The sequence below is a fragment of the Microbacterium azadirachtae genome, assembly GCF_000956505.1.
Classification (GTDB): domain Bacteria; phylum Actinomycetota; class Actinomycetes; order Actinomycetales; family Microbacteriaceae; genus Microbacterium; species Microbacterium azadirachtae_A.
The window spans coordinates 92,286-105,346 of record NZ_JYIX01000035.1 but is presented as its reverse complement, the minus strand read 5'-3'; the positions used below and the strand labels follow the sequence as shown (position 1 = coordinate 105,346).

General features: G+C 69.4%; 20 protein-coding genes. 7 read left to right on the top strand and 13 right to left on the bottom strand.

Translation table 11 applies throughout. From position 1 onward, the window contains the following. The first annotated feature begins 11 nt into the window (after positions 1-11). From RS86_RS10615 to RS86_RS10605, 3 genes are all read left to right on the top strand, one after another. A complete protein-coding gene (locus RS86_RS10615; protein WP_045272209.1) occupies positions 12-584 on the top strand; it encodes a carboxymuconolactone decarboxylase family protein in 573 nt (190 codons plus the stop codon). A 216-nt stretch (positions 585-800) separates the two neighbouring features. Beyond that, on the top strand, positions 801-1,100 hold the full coding sequence (locus RS86_RS10610) for a Fe-S cluster assembly protein HesB (RefSeq protein ID WP_045272208.1): 300 nt from the start codon (positions 801-803) through the stop codon (positions 1,098-1,100). A gap of 111 nt (positions 1,101-1,211) precedes the next feature. Continuing rightward, complete coding sequence (locus RS86_RS10605) at positions 1,212-1,799, top strand: 1-acyl-sn-glycerol-3-phosphate acyltransferase (protein ID WP_045272207.1); 588 nt, start codon at positions 1,212-1,214, stop codon at positions 1,797-1,799. Here RS86_RS10605 and RS86_RS10600 read toward each other — a convergent pair. The 5 genes from RS86_RS10600 to RS86_RS10580 all read right to left on the bottom strand — a co-directional run bounded on the left by RS86_RS10600 (position 1,783) and on the right by RS86_RS10580 (position 4,980). Beyond that, the gene (locus RS86_RS10600) at positions 1,783-2,421 is read right to left on the bottom strand and encodes a DUF1345 domain-containing protein (RefSeq protein WP_045272352.1); all 639 of its coding nucleotides are present in this window, start codon (positions 2,419-2,421) and stop codon (positions 1,783-1,785) included. The genes RS86_RS10605 and RS86_RS10600 overlap by 17 nt on opposite strands. 26 nt (positions 2,422-2,447) lie before the next feature. Next, a complete protein-coding gene (locus RS86_RS10595) occupies positions 2,448-3,272 on the bottom strand; it encodes a DNA-formamidopyrimidine glycosylase family protein (protein WP_045272206.1) in 825 nt (274 codons plus the stop codon). A 43-nt stretch (positions 3,273-3,315) separates the two neighbouring features. After that, complete coding sequence (locus RS86_RS10590) at positions 3,316-3,867, bottom strand: isochorismatase family protein (RefSeq protein ID WP_045272205.1); 552 nt, start codon at positions 3,865-3,867, stop codon at positions 3,316-3,318. A gap of 91 nt (positions 3,868-3,958) precedes the next feature. Beyond that, the gene (locus RS86_RS10585) at positions 3,959-4,405 is read right to left on the bottom strand and encodes a hypothetical protein (protein ID WP_045272204.1); all 447 of its coding nucleotides are present in this window, start codon (positions 4,403-4,405) and stop codon (positions 3,959-3,961) included. Next, positions 4,405-4,980, bottom strand: a complete 576-nt coding sequence (locus RS86_RS10580; RefSeq protein ID WP_052680204.1) for an alpha/beta fold hydrolase — start codon at positions 4,978-4,980, stop codon at positions 4,405-4,407. The genes RS86_RS10585 and RS86_RS10580 overlap by 1 nt, the downstream gene beginning before the upstream one ends. 157 nt (positions 4,981-5,137) lie before the next feature. Between RS86_RS10580 and RS86_RS10575 the strand changes: the two genes are divergently transcribed. Then, positions 5,138-5,479 (top strand): YciI family protein, encoded by a 342-nt coding sequence (locus RS86_RS10575; RefSeq protein ID WP_045272203.1) that lies wholly within the window; start codon positions 5,138-5,140, stop codon positions 5,477-5,479. Here the strand turns inward: RS86_RS10575 and RS86_RS20630 are convergent. Further along, positions 5,472-5,633 (bottom strand): hypothetical protein, encoded by a 162-nt coding sequence (locus tag RS86_RS20630; protein ID WP_160299685.1) that lies wholly within the window; start codon positions 5,631-5,633, stop codon positions 5,472-5,474. The two genes, RS86_RS10575 and RS86_RS20630, sit on opposite strands and share 8 nt — an antisense overlap. Before the next feature lie 59 nt (positions 5,634-5,692). Next, the gene (locus RS86_RS10570) at positions 5,693-6,466 is read right to left on the bottom strand and encodes an alpha/beta fold hydrolase (RefSeq protein WP_045272350.1); all 774 of its coding nucleotides are present in this window, start codon (positions 6,464-6,466) and stop codon (positions 5,693-5,695) included. A 144-nt stretch (positions 6,467-6,610) separates the two neighbouring features. On the opposite strand from RS86_RS10570, the gene RS86_RS21085 reads away from it, so the two are divergent. After that, positions 6,611-6,955 carry a LysR family transcriptional regulator gene (locus RS86_RS21085; RefSeq protein WP_045272202.1) on the top strand — a complete coding sequence of 115 codons (345 nt, stop codon included), beginning with the start codon at positions 6,611-6,613 and terminating at the stop codon, positions 6,953-6,955. Positions 6,956-7,015: 60 nt separating this feature from the next. Here RS86_RS21085 and RS86_RS10560 read toward each other — a convergent pair whose 3' ends face one another. Genes RS86_RS10560 through RS86_RS10545 form a run of 4 tightly spaced genes read right to left on the bottom strand, consistent with a single transcriptional unit; the run spans position 7,016 to position 9,465 of the window. Next, entirely contained in the window at positions 7,016-7,318 is a 303-nt protein-coding gene (locus RS86_RS10560; protein ID WP_045272201.1) for a HigA family addiction module antitoxin, read from the bottom strand. Beyond that, positions 7,305-7,586: a type II toxin-antitoxin system RelE/ParE family toxin gene (locus tag RS86_RS10555; RefSeq protein WP_045272200.1), complete on the bottom strand. Its 282-nt coding sequence runs from the start codon at positions 7,584-7,586 to the stop codon at positions 7,305-7,307. The genes RS86_RS10560 and RS86_RS10555 overlap by 14 nt, the downstream gene beginning before the upstream one ends. A gap of 33 nt (positions 7,587-7,619) precedes the next feature. Next, complete coding sequence (gene ychF, locus RS86_RS10550) at positions 7,620-8,693, bottom strand: redox-regulated ATPase YchF (protein WP_045272199.1); 1,074 nt, start codon at positions 8,691-8,693, stop codon at positions 7,620-7,622. A gap of 31 nt (positions 8,694-8,724) precedes the next feature. After that, on the bottom strand, positions 8,725-9,465 hold the full coding sequence (locus tag RS86_RS10545; protein WP_045272198.1) for a class I SAM-dependent methyltransferase: 741 nt from the start codon (positions 9,463-9,465) through the stop codon (positions 8,725-8,727). A gap of 79 nt (positions 9,466-9,544) precedes the next feature. On the opposite strand from RS86_RS10545, the gene RS86_RS10540 reads away from it, so the two are divergent. Continuing rightward, positions 9,545-10,147 (top strand): 3'-5' exonuclease, encoded by a 603-nt coding sequence (locus RS86_RS10540; RefSeq protein ID WP_045272197.1) that lies wholly within the window; start codon positions 9,545-9,547, stop codon positions 10,145-10,147. Between the two features lie 65 nt (positions 10,148-10,212). Then, positions 10,213-11,544, top strand: a complete 1,332-nt coding sequence (locus tag RS86_RS10535; RefSeq protein ID WP_082076725.1) for a DNA recombination protein RmuC — start codon at positions 10,213-10,215, stop codon at positions 11,542-11,544. Here RS86_RS10535 and RS86_RS10530 read toward each other — a convergent pair. Further along, positions 11,519-11,731, bottom strand: a complete 213-nt coding sequence (locus RS86_RS10530) for a hypothetical protein (protein WP_045272196.1) — start codon at positions 11,729-11,731, stop codon at positions 11,519-11,521. The two genes, RS86_RS10535 and RS86_RS10530, sit on opposite strands and share 26 nt — an antisense overlap. A 188-nt stretch (positions 11,732-11,919) precedes the next feature. Then, positions 11,920-12,912, bottom strand: a complete 993-nt coding sequence (gene glpX / locus RS86_RS10525) for a class II fructose-bisphosphatase (protein ID WP_045272195.1) — start codon at positions 12,910-12,912, stop codon at positions 11,920-11,922. Positions 12,913-13,061: the final 149 nt, after the last annotated feature.

Genomic DNA, 13,061 nt, shown 5'->3' with positions numbered 1-13,061 from the left:
AGGAGCTTCCCATGATCATCAGCACTCCCCCGACCGAGACGGCCGAAGGACACACCGCCGACATGTACGCCGAAGACATCGCGGACGCGGGATTCGTCTTCTCCTACACCCGGGCGATGGCGGTGAACCCCGCCGCGCACGAAGCGTTCATGGCACTCATCCGGGCGATCGTGCCGTCCATCGGGGTGCGCGTGTACGAGGCGACGACGCTCGGCGCGGCCCGCGCCATCGGATCCCCGCACTGTCTGCTCGCCCACGGGCGCAAGTCGCTGCGGGCCGAGGTACTCAACGATGACGGACTCTCCGCGTTCGCGCGCGGCGACGACAGCGGGTTCACTCCCGCCGAACAGGCCGTGATCCGGTACGCCGAGGCGCTCTCCACGGATCCTCGCGCGATGACCGACACCGACACGCAGCGGCTGCGGGACGCCGGCTACGACGACCGCCAGATCGTCGACATCACCCTCGCCGCCGCGGCTCGCAACTACTTCAGCCGGTCGCTGCTCGCCCTCGCCGTGCCGACGGACGAGGTGCCGGGGTTGGATCCGGCGACGGCCGCGTCGCTCCTAGCCGCCGCGGAATGAGGCCGGCGTCACCAGCGCCGAAGCCAGTCCGACCGGTGCCGCGCAGCGCCAGTCCGCCCCGCCAACGCCTGTCCGACCCACGCCCCGCCTAGGTGGGAAGACCCTCCGAATCACGCCGAATCGCCGCACAGCGGTTGAGAGCTCGGTCCTGAAGGGGAATCGTGGCCCGGACACATGCCGTGACCTCGGCATGTCCGCAACCGGAAGGAGTGCCTCGTGCTCACCTTGACCGACAACGCCACTGCGCTGGTCACCACGCTCGTCCGTCGTCGTACCGACACGGAGGGGGCGGGTCTGCGCATCCACACGGCCGAAACGCCGGGACAGGCGGGCGAACCCCGCCTCGCCGCCGACGTGGTCGTCTCGCCGGAGCCTGACGATCAGATCCTGGATCTGCCCGGCGCCCCGGTCTTCCTTGAAGGGGAGGCCGCCATCGTCTTGGACGACAAGGTCCTCGACGCGAACGTGAATGAGGAGGGCGCCGTGTCGTTCTCCCTGATGCCGAAGGTCGCCTGACCCTCGGCACCCCGAACGGGCGCATGGCCAGGACTTCCCGTCCGACCATGCGCCCGTTCCCCTCTCCGGTTCATGCAGAGTGCGGCATGCGAATCCCTCTACCGTGGACGGATGCTCAAACGCCTCGCCGCCCGCGCGTTCTGGACGCTTAGCCGTTGGACGCTCGCGACGGAACCGGCACCGACGCGTCCGACGGTGCTGATCGGTGCCCCGCACACGTCGAACTGGGACTTCGTGCTCATGCTCGGCATCGCGTGGCGGCTGGGCATCGATGTGCACTGGCTCGGCAAGAAGAGCCTGTTCCAGGGCTGGCGCGGCCCGCTCATGCGGCGCCTCGGCGGCATCCCGGTGGACCGGACGGATCCGTCCCGCGTCGTGGATGAGGTCGTCGCGCAGGTGAACGGCGGCGCCGTGTTCGGCCTGGTGGTCACCCCTGACGGCACCCGCGGCGGCAACGAGTACTGGAAGAGCGGCTTCTACCGCATCGCCCGGGAGACGGGAATGCCGGTGACCCTCGGGTTCGTCGACCGCACCACGATGACGACCGGACTCGGACCCACATTCGACCTCACCGGCGATGTCGCGGCCGACATGGACCGGATCCGCGCGTTCTACGCGGACAAGGCGGGCGTGCGCCCCGAGCGCCGTACCGAACCGCGCCTGCGCGAGGAGAACCCCGCGGTCACCCCAGGCCCGTGACGAGGTTGATGATCGTGCCGAGGATCAGCGCGCCGAACACGTAGGCGATCGTGGTCTGCGCGATGACGATGCGCCGGATCGCGTTGCGCGTGACGTTGGTGTCCGCCACCTGATACGTCATCCCGAGCCCGACCGAGAAGTAGACGAAGTCGGTGTACTCCGGATCCTCTTTCTGATTGAAGACGATCCCGCCGGATCCGTCGTAGTAGAGCTTCGCGTACCGCAGCATGTAGTCGGTCTGGATCAGCCCCCACGAGGCGGCGACGCTGAGCACGGCGCTCCCGGCGAGCGCGAACTGGGTCCACCCCTCGGCGTGCCGGGCCTGCAGCACCACGACCAGTACAGCCGCGATGCTGACGAAGCTGCCGGTCAGCGCGATCACCCGGGCGGCGCCGCGTCCCGGATCCTCCTCTGTGGCGTGCGCGTGGGTCTGCGCGGCGTCCATCCGCCACACCACCAGCAGGATCCACACGATGCTGACGAGGGCGAGCGTGCCCCACCCGGCGAGGATCCCCGCGGCGAGGCCGAGGAACGGCGTGACGACGAAGCCGACCACCACGCCGACGATGATCGCGACCGTCGCACGTACACGCCAACGGTGTCGCAGGGGAAGCTCGCTCACCACCGAATGCTATCTCCGAGGTCGTCTCATGCCGCGGAGCGTTCAGGTTGGCAATGCGGGCAGAGCTGCGCCGAGGCGCCGCCGAAGACGCGGTCGACGATCGTCGTGCCGCAGACCGGGCAGGCCTCGCCGCCGCGCCCGTGCACGGCCATCGCGGCGACCTTGGCCTGCTTGAGCTGATCCGGCCGCAGCCCCCGGCGATCCGAGAGCGCGCCTCGCAGCACATCGACGGTGGCGTGGAAGAGCCGTTCTCGCTCCTCGCCGTCGAGCAATGCGGCGTGCACCACGGGCGAGATCTTCGCGCGGTGCAGGATCTCGTCGGAGTAGGCGTTGCCGATCCCTGCGATCGACGTCTGCTCCTGCAGCAGCGCCTTGATCTGCTTGCGCCGGGTGCCGAGCGCGCGATCGAAGGCATCGCGATCGAAGTCCTGCGCGAGCGGATCCGGCCCCAGCGCCGCTATGCCTGAGACATCGGCGGGCGCGTCGACGACGTTGGCGGTCACGGCCAGGAAGTCGCCCATGTCCACGAGCTGCATCACGGCGCCGTCGTCGAGCGCGATCCGCGCGACCTCCGGCACGGGCTCCTCACTCGGCGGGTCTTCCGGGGCGTGCCAGCGGATCCAGCCGTTGCGACCGAAGCCGATCATCAGCCACCCCGCGTCGGTGTCGAAGCCGACGTGCTTGCCGAAGCGTTCCAGACGTCTGATGCGCGCCCCGACCAGCGACGCCGGCGGGCGATCCCGCGTCTTGATGATGCGGAACTCGCCGACATCAAGATCGGCGATCGCGCGACTGCGGATCCGCTCGTCGAGGAACTCGACCAGCGCTTGCACCTCCGGAGACTCGGGCATGCGCCCATCCTCGCACCGGGGTCGGACATCCGTGCGAGGCTGATCAGGCTAGCGCGACCTCGTCATGCCGCGCGACGGCGAACTCCTGCCCCGGATAGCGGAGCCCGGCGAAGTACATGTTGGTGTGCGCGACGATCTGCTCGCCCGTGATCCGGACGCCGTCCGCGATCGTGTCGACCGTCGTGTGCGCATCGCGCACGAGCGTGACGTCGTAGCCCTCCGCCGCCGCACGCTGGGTCGTCGTGCGCACGCAGAAGTCCGACTGCGCGCCGGCGACGACCAGACGGGTCGCGCCGTAACCGTCGAGCACTGTCCGCAGATCAGTGTCGGCGAACGCGTCTCGGTAGCTCTTGCGCACGATCGCCTCGCCGTCGGCGCGGGCGAGCGGTGCGGCGAGTTCCCAGTCCGGGGTGCCGACGCCGACCGGGTCGTGATGCACCCACACCACGGGGACGCCTTCGCTGCGTGCCCGACGCACGAGAGCGTCGGTCCTCGACAGCACCCCGCGCTCGTCGAAGCAGCCCGGCAGCACCCCCGCCTGCATGTCGATCACGAGGAGGACGGTGCGCGCCGGCGTCTCCGAGGATTCAGGCATGGATCCATCCTGGCACCCGAGACGGAGGCGGCTGGCTCACCGTGCGATCGCCTGCGTGAACAACGAGATCCAGAGTCATCGACAAGAGATCTCAGGTAGCCGGCTCCGCGTCATCCTCATTCAGATACGTCGTGCCGAAGAGGTCGCAGCCCAGCAACGCGAGGTCGTGCTGCAGCGCAGCCGTCATCACGAATCCGCCCTGCGTGCTGTCGGAGAGGCCGCCCCACCAGATCCGGGTCTCGCCGTCTTCGCGGAGGATCGCAAGCGCGTTCGCCCGGGGCAGCAGCAGAGCGACGAGCGAGGCGAGGCTGGCGAAACCGGTACTGTCATCGGCTGGTTCGATCTCGCAGCGGTACGCCCAATAGGTCTCCTGGTATACGAGGTACTCGGGCTTCAGCTTCCGACCTGCAATCCCGGACGGTGTCGGATCGCCTCGATCACCGAAGCCGGTGGGAGCGAAGCCGAGAAGGGAGGTGATCTCTGCCACATCCCTGGTCTCACTTCGGACCACCAGCGACGCGATGTCGGAGGTGATCATCAGTCCCAGGCCAGGTAGTCCTCGATGGCGAACGCCGTGTCGACCGGGTCGCTCACGGGGAACAGGTGTCCGCCGCCCTCTATCGTCACGAGGCTGGCACGCTCCACGGCGGAGGCGCGCAGCTTCTCGCCGTTCGCCGTCGGCATGACGTCGTCCGCGGATCCCTGGATGATCAGGATCGGCACGGAGGGCGCGATCGGCACGTCGACGTCCTCGACGCCCAGCAGCAGCACGCCGAGGGCGCGGTCGGTGCGCTTCGCGGAGAGTGCGCGGGCGACCGTGCCGCCGACGCCGTGGCCGCCGATCCAGGTCGCGCCGATGCCGACGTGGTCCATGACGTCGCTCGCGTCCTGCACCCGATCTTCGAGTGTTGCGTCGTCGTCCTTGCGGTTGCCGACCCGCAGCACGCGGATCCCCTCACCCGCCAGGATGTGTGCGACCGATCCCAGCGCTCCGCCTTCGAGGCCGCGTCCCGGGATGAGCACCAGAACGGGCCCGTCACCCTCCGACATCTCATCGATGTAGGGGATCGCGCGGCCATCGGGTTCGTAGATGCTGTTGTTCTCGGTAGTCACCGAGATATCGTACCGAGTCTCACTGGGGCCTCCGCTGGGGCCGCCATCGGGACGAGAGGGGCCGCACGGGTTCGGTGCCGAGGCTCGAAGGCGCGACATCCCCGGGCGTACGATCGCGAGACGGCCTGTGACCACATGGGCGATGCGAGGAGCGGCGATGACTCAGTACCTCATCTACTTCAACCAGCAGTGGGTCGGCGATCACAGCCCTGAGTGGTTCGCCGCGCGCGGTCCGCTCGCCAATGCCGTGGTGTCCGACCTCAGGGACGCCGGCGCACTCGTCTTCGCGGCAGGCGTGCACGAGGACGACGATGCGGCGTTCACCGCCGACGCGACCAGCGGGACGACGGTGATCACCTCCGGCGCCTTCGCCCCGGCCGAGCAGCGCATCGGAGGCCTCACGATCATCGACGTCGCCGACGACGACACCGCGAAGGAGTGGGCGGGCCGGATCGCCGAGGCTTGCGGCTGGCCGCAGGAGGTCAGGCAGGTCAGCTGACCTGCTCCCCCTCATCGGGCTCGGCACGGAGCAGATCCGCGATCTCCTCCTCGGGGCGAGGCGCGATGTTCTCGTCCTCCTCGAGCTCCGGGATCGTCGGCTCGCCGGGCGCCGGGACATGCCGGGGCGTGGGTTGCGCATCGGTATCGGACATGGCCGTGCCTCCTCTGGACGACACCGTCATCCTACGAGCCGCGAGACAGGAGGGGGCGCTCAGCGCGAGACTCGATCCAGCCAGTCCTGGATCAGCGCACGCAACAGCTCGGGCCGCTCGTGCGGAAGCGCGTGACCGGTGTCGTCGAGGACCGCCGCCGTCGCGTGCGGGTAGCGATCCGCGAGATCGAGTGCGGCGGCGTATCCGACCGTTGAGTCGAGCCGGCCCGCCACGACGAGGGTAGGACCGTCGAACGGCGTCCCCTCCCCCGGCGCAAGCTCCCAGCGCTCGCCGATCCGCTCCATCGCGGTCTCGTCCGCGAGCTCCATGCCGGGCACCACGAACCGTTCGTAGCGCTCCAGCATCTCCGGCGTCTGCACGACGAAGTAGCCCCGGAACTCCTCGTCTCCGAGACCGCCCGATCCGACGACCACACGGTGCTCCGGCACATCTCGGATGCCCGGCAACAGCGGACAGACCAGAGCGAGTCCCGCGACCCGGGTGGGGTGGCGCTCGGCCATCGCCAGCGCGAAATGCGCGCCCGCCGAATGACCGATGAGCCAAGACGGCTCGTCGCCGCTCACCTGCTCCACGAACTCGAGGAGCACGGTCAGAACATCCTCAGCGCTGCGGATCTCCACCGGAGCCGGTGTGCGACCCATCCCGGGCAGGTCGGGATAGATCCGTCGGATCCCCGTTGCGCCCGCGAAGGCGAGCTCGAAGCAGGCTTCTGACTCGCGATGGTCCACGCCTGCTCCGTGAAGGATCACCGCCGGTCGCCCCGAACCGTGCTCGACGTAGTGCACCGTGGTCTTGCCCGTGCGCGCTTCCACGGCCCCAACGTAGTGCGTCCGGCCCGGCGAGGCAGCCCTCATCTCCATGAGGATCCGGCCTTCCGCCCGCCCCGGGTGCAACTGATCGAAGGAAGCCCCGTACGCTGGACGACGCCGCGATCTGCGCGCGAAAGGAAGGGTTCCATGAAGATCACCCAGCTTCGGCGGTTCGTCGCCGTCGCGGAGGAACTGCACTTCCCGCGCGCAGCCGCCCGGCTCGGAATCCCGCTCGCCGCCCTGTACTCGTCCATCGAGAAGCTCGAGGAAGAGGTCGGGCACCCGCTCGTCACGCGGGGAAGCTCGACCAGCCTGACCAGTGCCGGCGTTCTCCTACTGCCCGAGGCGCGAGACAGGATCGCGGCGGCACCACCGCCTCCGCAGAAGTCGGACGCGCCGTCCGGTGGCAAGGCCAAGGCCTCCAAGGGAAAGGGTCGGGCTCCCGCCGTGAAGGGACAGCCCAAGCCCTACAAGAAGCGCCAGGGCCGCTGACGCGGTCCGAGATCAGCCGAGTCGAGAGAGGCTCGCCAGGCGTCTAGCGAGCCTCGAAAGTCACGCAGCCCTCAGCGGTGTGATCGCCGCGATCTGCTCGGCGGCCCGATCCTCAGCCAGGTCCAGCTCATACCGCGTCTGCAGGTTGAGCCAGAACTGGGCCGAGACGCCGAAGTAGCGCCCCAGGCGGAGCGCGGTGTCCGCCGAGATCCCGCGCTTGCCATGCACGATCTCGTTGATGCGCCGCGGCGGCACCCCGATTGCCACGGCGAGCTTGTTCTGCGTGATCTCGAAGCCCTTGATGAAGTCCTCCATGAGAACCTCGCCCGGGTGAATCGGGGGAATCTTGTCAGTGGTAGTCAACGATCTGCACCTCCTCTGGTCCAGCGGCGGTCCACACGAAGCAGATCCGCCACTGATCGTTGATCCTGATGCTGTGCTGGCCGGCGCGATCGCCCTTCAGCGCTTCGAGCCGGTTTCCGGGTGGGAGCCGTAGATCGTCGAGCGACTCGGCGGCCCCCACCTGACGGAGCTTGCGCAAGGCGGTCGAGTGGATCCGAGAATCGATCGACGGCACGCGATCACGACGCCACAGTCGTTCGGTGGCCTTGTCACCGAACGATCTGATCACGGGCTCAGAATATAACGGATACCGTCAATAACGCTAGACGTTAAACCGGAACTCCACCACGTCGCCGTCCTTCATGACGTAGTCCTTGCCCTCCAGGCGGGCCTTGCCCTTGGAGCGGGCCTCGACCACGGATCCGGTGTCCACCAGGTCCTGGAACGAGATGACCTCGGCCTTGATGAAGCCCTTCTCGAAGTCGGTGTGGATCACGCCGGCCGCCTGAGGAGCCTTGTCGCCCTTGTGGATCGTCCAGGCGCGCGCTTCCTTCGGACCCGCCGTGAGGTAGGTCTGCAGGCCCAGGGTGTCGAACCCGATTCGGGCGAGCTGGTCGAGGCCCGACTCGTCCTGGCCGGTGGAGGCGAGGAGCTCCGCGGCGTCCTCGGGATCCAGGTCGATGAGCTCGGACTCGATCTTCGCGTCCAGGAAGATCGCCTGCGCCGGGGCGACGAGAGCGGCGAGCTCCGCCTTGCGGGCGGCGTCCGTGAGCACGGCCTCGTCGACGTTGAAGACGAAGATGACCGGCTTCGAGGTCAGCAGGCCCAGTTCCTTGATCGGAGCCAGGTCGATCCCGCTCGTCGAGAGCAGCTGACCGCGCTCGAGCGAGTCCTTCGCGGCGTTGGCGGCCTCGAGCACGGAGGCGTCGGTCTTGCGTCCGCGGACCTCCTTCTCGATGCGCACGATCGCCTTCTCGAGCGTCTGCAGATCGGCGAGCATGAGCTCGGCGTTGATCGTCTCGAGGTCGTTCTTCGGGTCGATCGCGCCCTCGACGTGCACCACGTCGTCGTCGGCGAAGCCGCGGACGACCTGCGCGATCGCGTCGGCCTCACGGATGTTCGCGAGGAACTGGTTGCCCAGCCCCTCGCCCTCACTCGCGCCGCGCACGATGCCCGCGATGTCGACGAACGACACCGTCGCCGGCAGGATCCGCTCGCTGCCGAAGATCTCGGCGAGCGCGTTCAGCCGCGCGTCGGGCAGGTTCACCACGCCGACGTTCGGCTCGATCGTCGCGAACGGGTAGTTCGCCGCGAGCACGTCGTTCTTGGTGAGGGCGTTGAAGAGGGTGGACTTGCCGACGTTGGGCAGTCCTACGATTCCGATGGTGAGAGCCACGGGGTACGAGTCTACCGGGGCGCGCCTCGGCTCAGGATCCGCGGATCGCGCGATAGGCGGCCGTCACGTACGGCATCGACAGCGTCGCACCCTCGGCGAGGCCGAGCTCGTCGAACAGGTCGTCCATGGCCTGCGCGATCCGCGCCTTCTCCTCGGGCGGCGACGTGATGATCATGCTGCGCGAGCTCGCCATCGCATGCAGTTCGGCGCGCGTCATCTCCCGGGCCCATTCCCAGCGCCGCTCCTCCAGCTCTCCGAACGGTGCGGCGACGCGCACGGCGTTCTCGCCGATCATCTCCTCCGCCGCGCTGCCGCCCATGATCTCGGTCAGCCGTCGCACCCATTCGGTGCGGTCGTCCCGCACGTTCCAGATGAGCCCGAGAACGCCGCCGGGGCGCACCACACGACCGATCTCTGCGGACGCGGCGACGGGATCCACCCAGTGCCACGCCTGGCCGAGGGTGGCGGCGTCCGCGCTCCTGTCCGCCAGCGGCAGCGCCTCCGCGGTGCCCGTGACAGCCTCGACCCCGGGCGTCTTCTCCCGCAGGGCCTCGAGCATCTGCGGATCCGGATCCACGGCCGTCACGCCCGTGCCCCCGAGGGCGAGCACGGCACGGGTGAGCTTGCCGGTCCCCGCACCGATGTCGACGACGGCCTTGTCGCCCTCCGCCAGCGGCTCCAGCAACCAGGCGACCGCGTCCGACCGGTACTCCGGTCGCCCCTTCTCGTAGCTGCCCGTCTCGGATCCGAAGCTCGTCGCACGTTCGACCATGCTTCGACACTACGCCCGGATCCGGTCCGTCCCGGCGCGCCTGAGCCGCGCCGCCCCCTCCCCGGCGGAGGGTGGATGCGTGGCACTGGACTTCACCGCGATCGACTTCGAGACGGCGAACTCCTCCCCGGCCTCCGCGTGTGCGGTGGGCCTGGTCCGCGTCAGGGACGGCATCGTCGTCGCACAGACGGGCTGGCTGATCCGCCCGCCGGCAGGTCACGACGCCTTCCAGGAATGGAACGTGCGGATCCACGGCATCGAGGCGCATGAGGTCGCCGACGCCGACGGGTGGAGCGAGCAGCTCGACCGCCTCTGCGCGTTCGCCGGCGCCGACGTGCTCGTCGCGCACAACGCGGGCTTCGACCTGAACGTGATCCGCCGGGCCTGCGAGGCCACCGGAGACGAGTGCCCTCCGTACCAGTCGCTCTGCAGCCTGAACGTCGCGCGCAAGGTGTACGACCTCGACTCCTACAAGCTCCCGGTCGCCGCGGCCGCGGCCGGCTTCGGCGCGTTCCCGCACCACGACGCCCTGGCCGACGCACGCGCCTGCGCGCAGATCGTGATCGACGCGGCCACGCGCACGGGGTCGGGCACGGTGCAGCAGCTCGCCGACGCAATCGGCGTGCGCCTCGGCGACCCGCTCGCTCCCGCCGCGCCCGCGAAGGTGCGCGCCGCCGCCTGACACTGTTCCGGCCGCCCACGGCCACGCTCTCCTGCGATGTCGGTGGCCCCGCCCATGATGGACGCATGGACGCGCTCGCACTGCTCATCGCCGCACTCACCGCCGTGGCGGGCCTCGCCGTGGGCTGGTTCCTCGGCCGCAGCCGCGGCGCCGCCGACCTTGCCCGCGCCAATGCGGAGCTCGCCGTCGTGCGCGAAGACAGGGACAGGCAGAACGACCTGTACCGCGATGCCGTCGAGCACGCACGCCGCGAGCAGCACGACGCCGCGGAGCGCGTCCGCCAGGAGAACGCCGTGCTCACCGCTCTCGCCCCGGTGCGCGAGAGCCTGCACCGCATGCAGCAGACCGTGACCGTGCTGGAGCGCGAGCGACATGCGCAGTTCGGCCAGCTCAGCGAGCAGCTGCGGCGCACCGAGGAGAACGGAGAGGCGCTGCGCTCCACGACCGAGTCCCTGGCCGGCGCGCTGCGCTCGACGTCCGCGCGCGGCGTGTGGGGCGAGACCCAGCTCCGCCGCGTGGTGGAAGCGGCCGGCCTCACCCGGCACGTCGACTTCGATCTGCAGGCCACGATCCACTCCGATGCGGGCCACGGCCGCCCCGACATGGTGATCCGGCTCGCCGGCGGGGCTTCGATCGCGGTGGACGCGAAGGCCCCGCTCGACGCGTTCCTCGCCGCGGGGGCACTCGGATCCGACGACCCGCAGCGGCGCCCCCTCATGCAGCAGCACGTCAAGGCCGTGCGCGCGCACATCGACGCCCTGGCGAAGAAGGCCTACTGGTCGGGGCTCGAGGTGAGCCCCGAGTTCGTGATCTGCTTCCTGCCCACCGAATCGCTGCTGTCGGCCGCGCTCGACGAGGATCCGGCTCTCCTCGACTACGCCTTCAACAAGCGGGTGGCGCTGGCCACCCCGGTGAATCTGTGGGCCGTGCTGAAGACCGTCGCCTACACCTGGAAGCAGCAGGAGCTCTCCGCCGAGGCGGCTGTGCTCCTCGACCTCGGCACTCAGCTGTACGACCGGCTCGGCGTGCTGGCGAATCACGCCGACGACCTGCGCCGCGCTCTCGAGCGCACGGTCGACAGCTACAACCGCTTCGCCGGCTCCTTGGAGAGCCGCGTGCTCGTGACGGCCCGCCGCTTCCCCGGCGTGGATGCGGATGCCCTCACCGCCCCTGCGACGCTGACCAGCTCGACGCGCCGGTTCACCGCGGACGAACTGGCGTCATCCGCGGAGGAAGACCACGCAAACGGGATGCGTGCGGACCTCGGCGAGCTGCGTGCCCGTCTGGGGAGTAAGGATACCGACGCCGATGCGCCGATCGATCGGGACTCCGACCGCTCCGAGCACGCCGATCAGGCCGAGCAGGAGGAGGTCACGCGCTCCCGGGAACCCCGCTGAGCAGGGCGACGACGGTGGCGGAGAACAGCACGAAAGCGCCGATCATCCACCAGGCGCTGATCTCGTGGCCCTCTTCGCGACGCACGCGGAACAGGACATCGGTGCGGCGAGCGGCGTCCATCTCGACGATCTTGACGGATCCGGTGTCAGTGACCGTCTCCTGGCGGTAGATCTTCTCCGCAGCCATCGTCCACGCTCCCCTGCTCCGCATTCCGAATTGCGCTGAATGCGCCGTGCACGCCGGTCGGCGCCTCCTCCATTGTGCCAGGTGACGCCGAGAAGACGCGGAATGCGATCAGGTCGTTACCCACGGGCCTCCACAGGAGGCCGCTGCGGCCCGGCTCTCTCAGGAAGCCGGCACCGCGGGCGCCCCGCTCAGAGCCACTTGGAGACGAGGTGCTCCGAGGCGACCCGGCGCAGGGTGCCGGAGGCGCTGCGCAGCACGACGCTCTCCGTGTAGAGGTAGTCGCCGTCGCGGCGGACACCGGCGACGAGCTGACCGTCGGTCACCCCGGTCGCGACGAAGATCGTGTTGTTGCCGCTCACCAGGTCGTCGGCTTCATAGACCTTGTCCATGTCGAGTCCGGCGTCGATGCCGCGCTGACGCTCGTCGTCGTCGCGCGGCCACAGCCGGCCCTGGATGTGCCCGCCCAGCGCCTTGATCGCGCACGCCGTGACGATGCCCTCTGGACTTCCGCCGACGCCGATGCACATGTCGGTGCGCGCGCCGTGCCGGGCGGCGTTGATGCCGCCGGCGACGTCGCCGTCGCTCATCAGGCGCGTACCTGCGCCGGCGTCGCGGATCTCCTGGATGAGCTGCTCGTGGCGCGGACGGTTCAGCACCGAGACGACGATCTCCTCGACAGGCTTGCCGAGGGCGCCGGCCAGACGCTTGATGTTCTCCGCGACGGGGAGGCGGATGTCGACGACGCCGACGCCTGCGGGGCCCGTGACGAGCTTGTCCATGTAGAAGACGCTGGAGGCGTCGAGCATCGTGCCGCGGTCGGAGACCGCGATCACCGAGAGCGCGTTCTGACGGCCGGCCGCCGTCAGCGAGGTGCCGTCGATCGGGTCCACCGCGATGTCGCACTGCGGGCCCGTCCCGGATCCGCTGCCGACGTGCTCCCCGTTGAAAAGCATGGGGGCGTTGTCCTTCTCGCCCTCGCCGATGACCACACGGCCGTCGAAGTCCACGGTGCCGAGGAAGGCGCGCATCGCGTCCACGGCGGCGCCGTCGGCCGCCTCCTTCGCGCCGCGTCCGATGAACGGGACGGCGCGGATCGCCGCGGCCTCCGTCGCACGGACGAGTTCCAGTGCGAGGTTGCGGTCGGGGCTGAGGGGGCTGAGATCGGCTGTGAGGCTCACCATGCCCCCAGCGTAGGGGCGGACCGGTTACGGATCCGCAGATTTCCGCGCCGCGAAACCGAAAGATCCACGCTTCTTTACCAGGCCGAAGATCCGCCTTCCCGGGCCCGCCGTCACGCGCTCTGAATCGCCGATCCTGCGGCGCTAGAGTG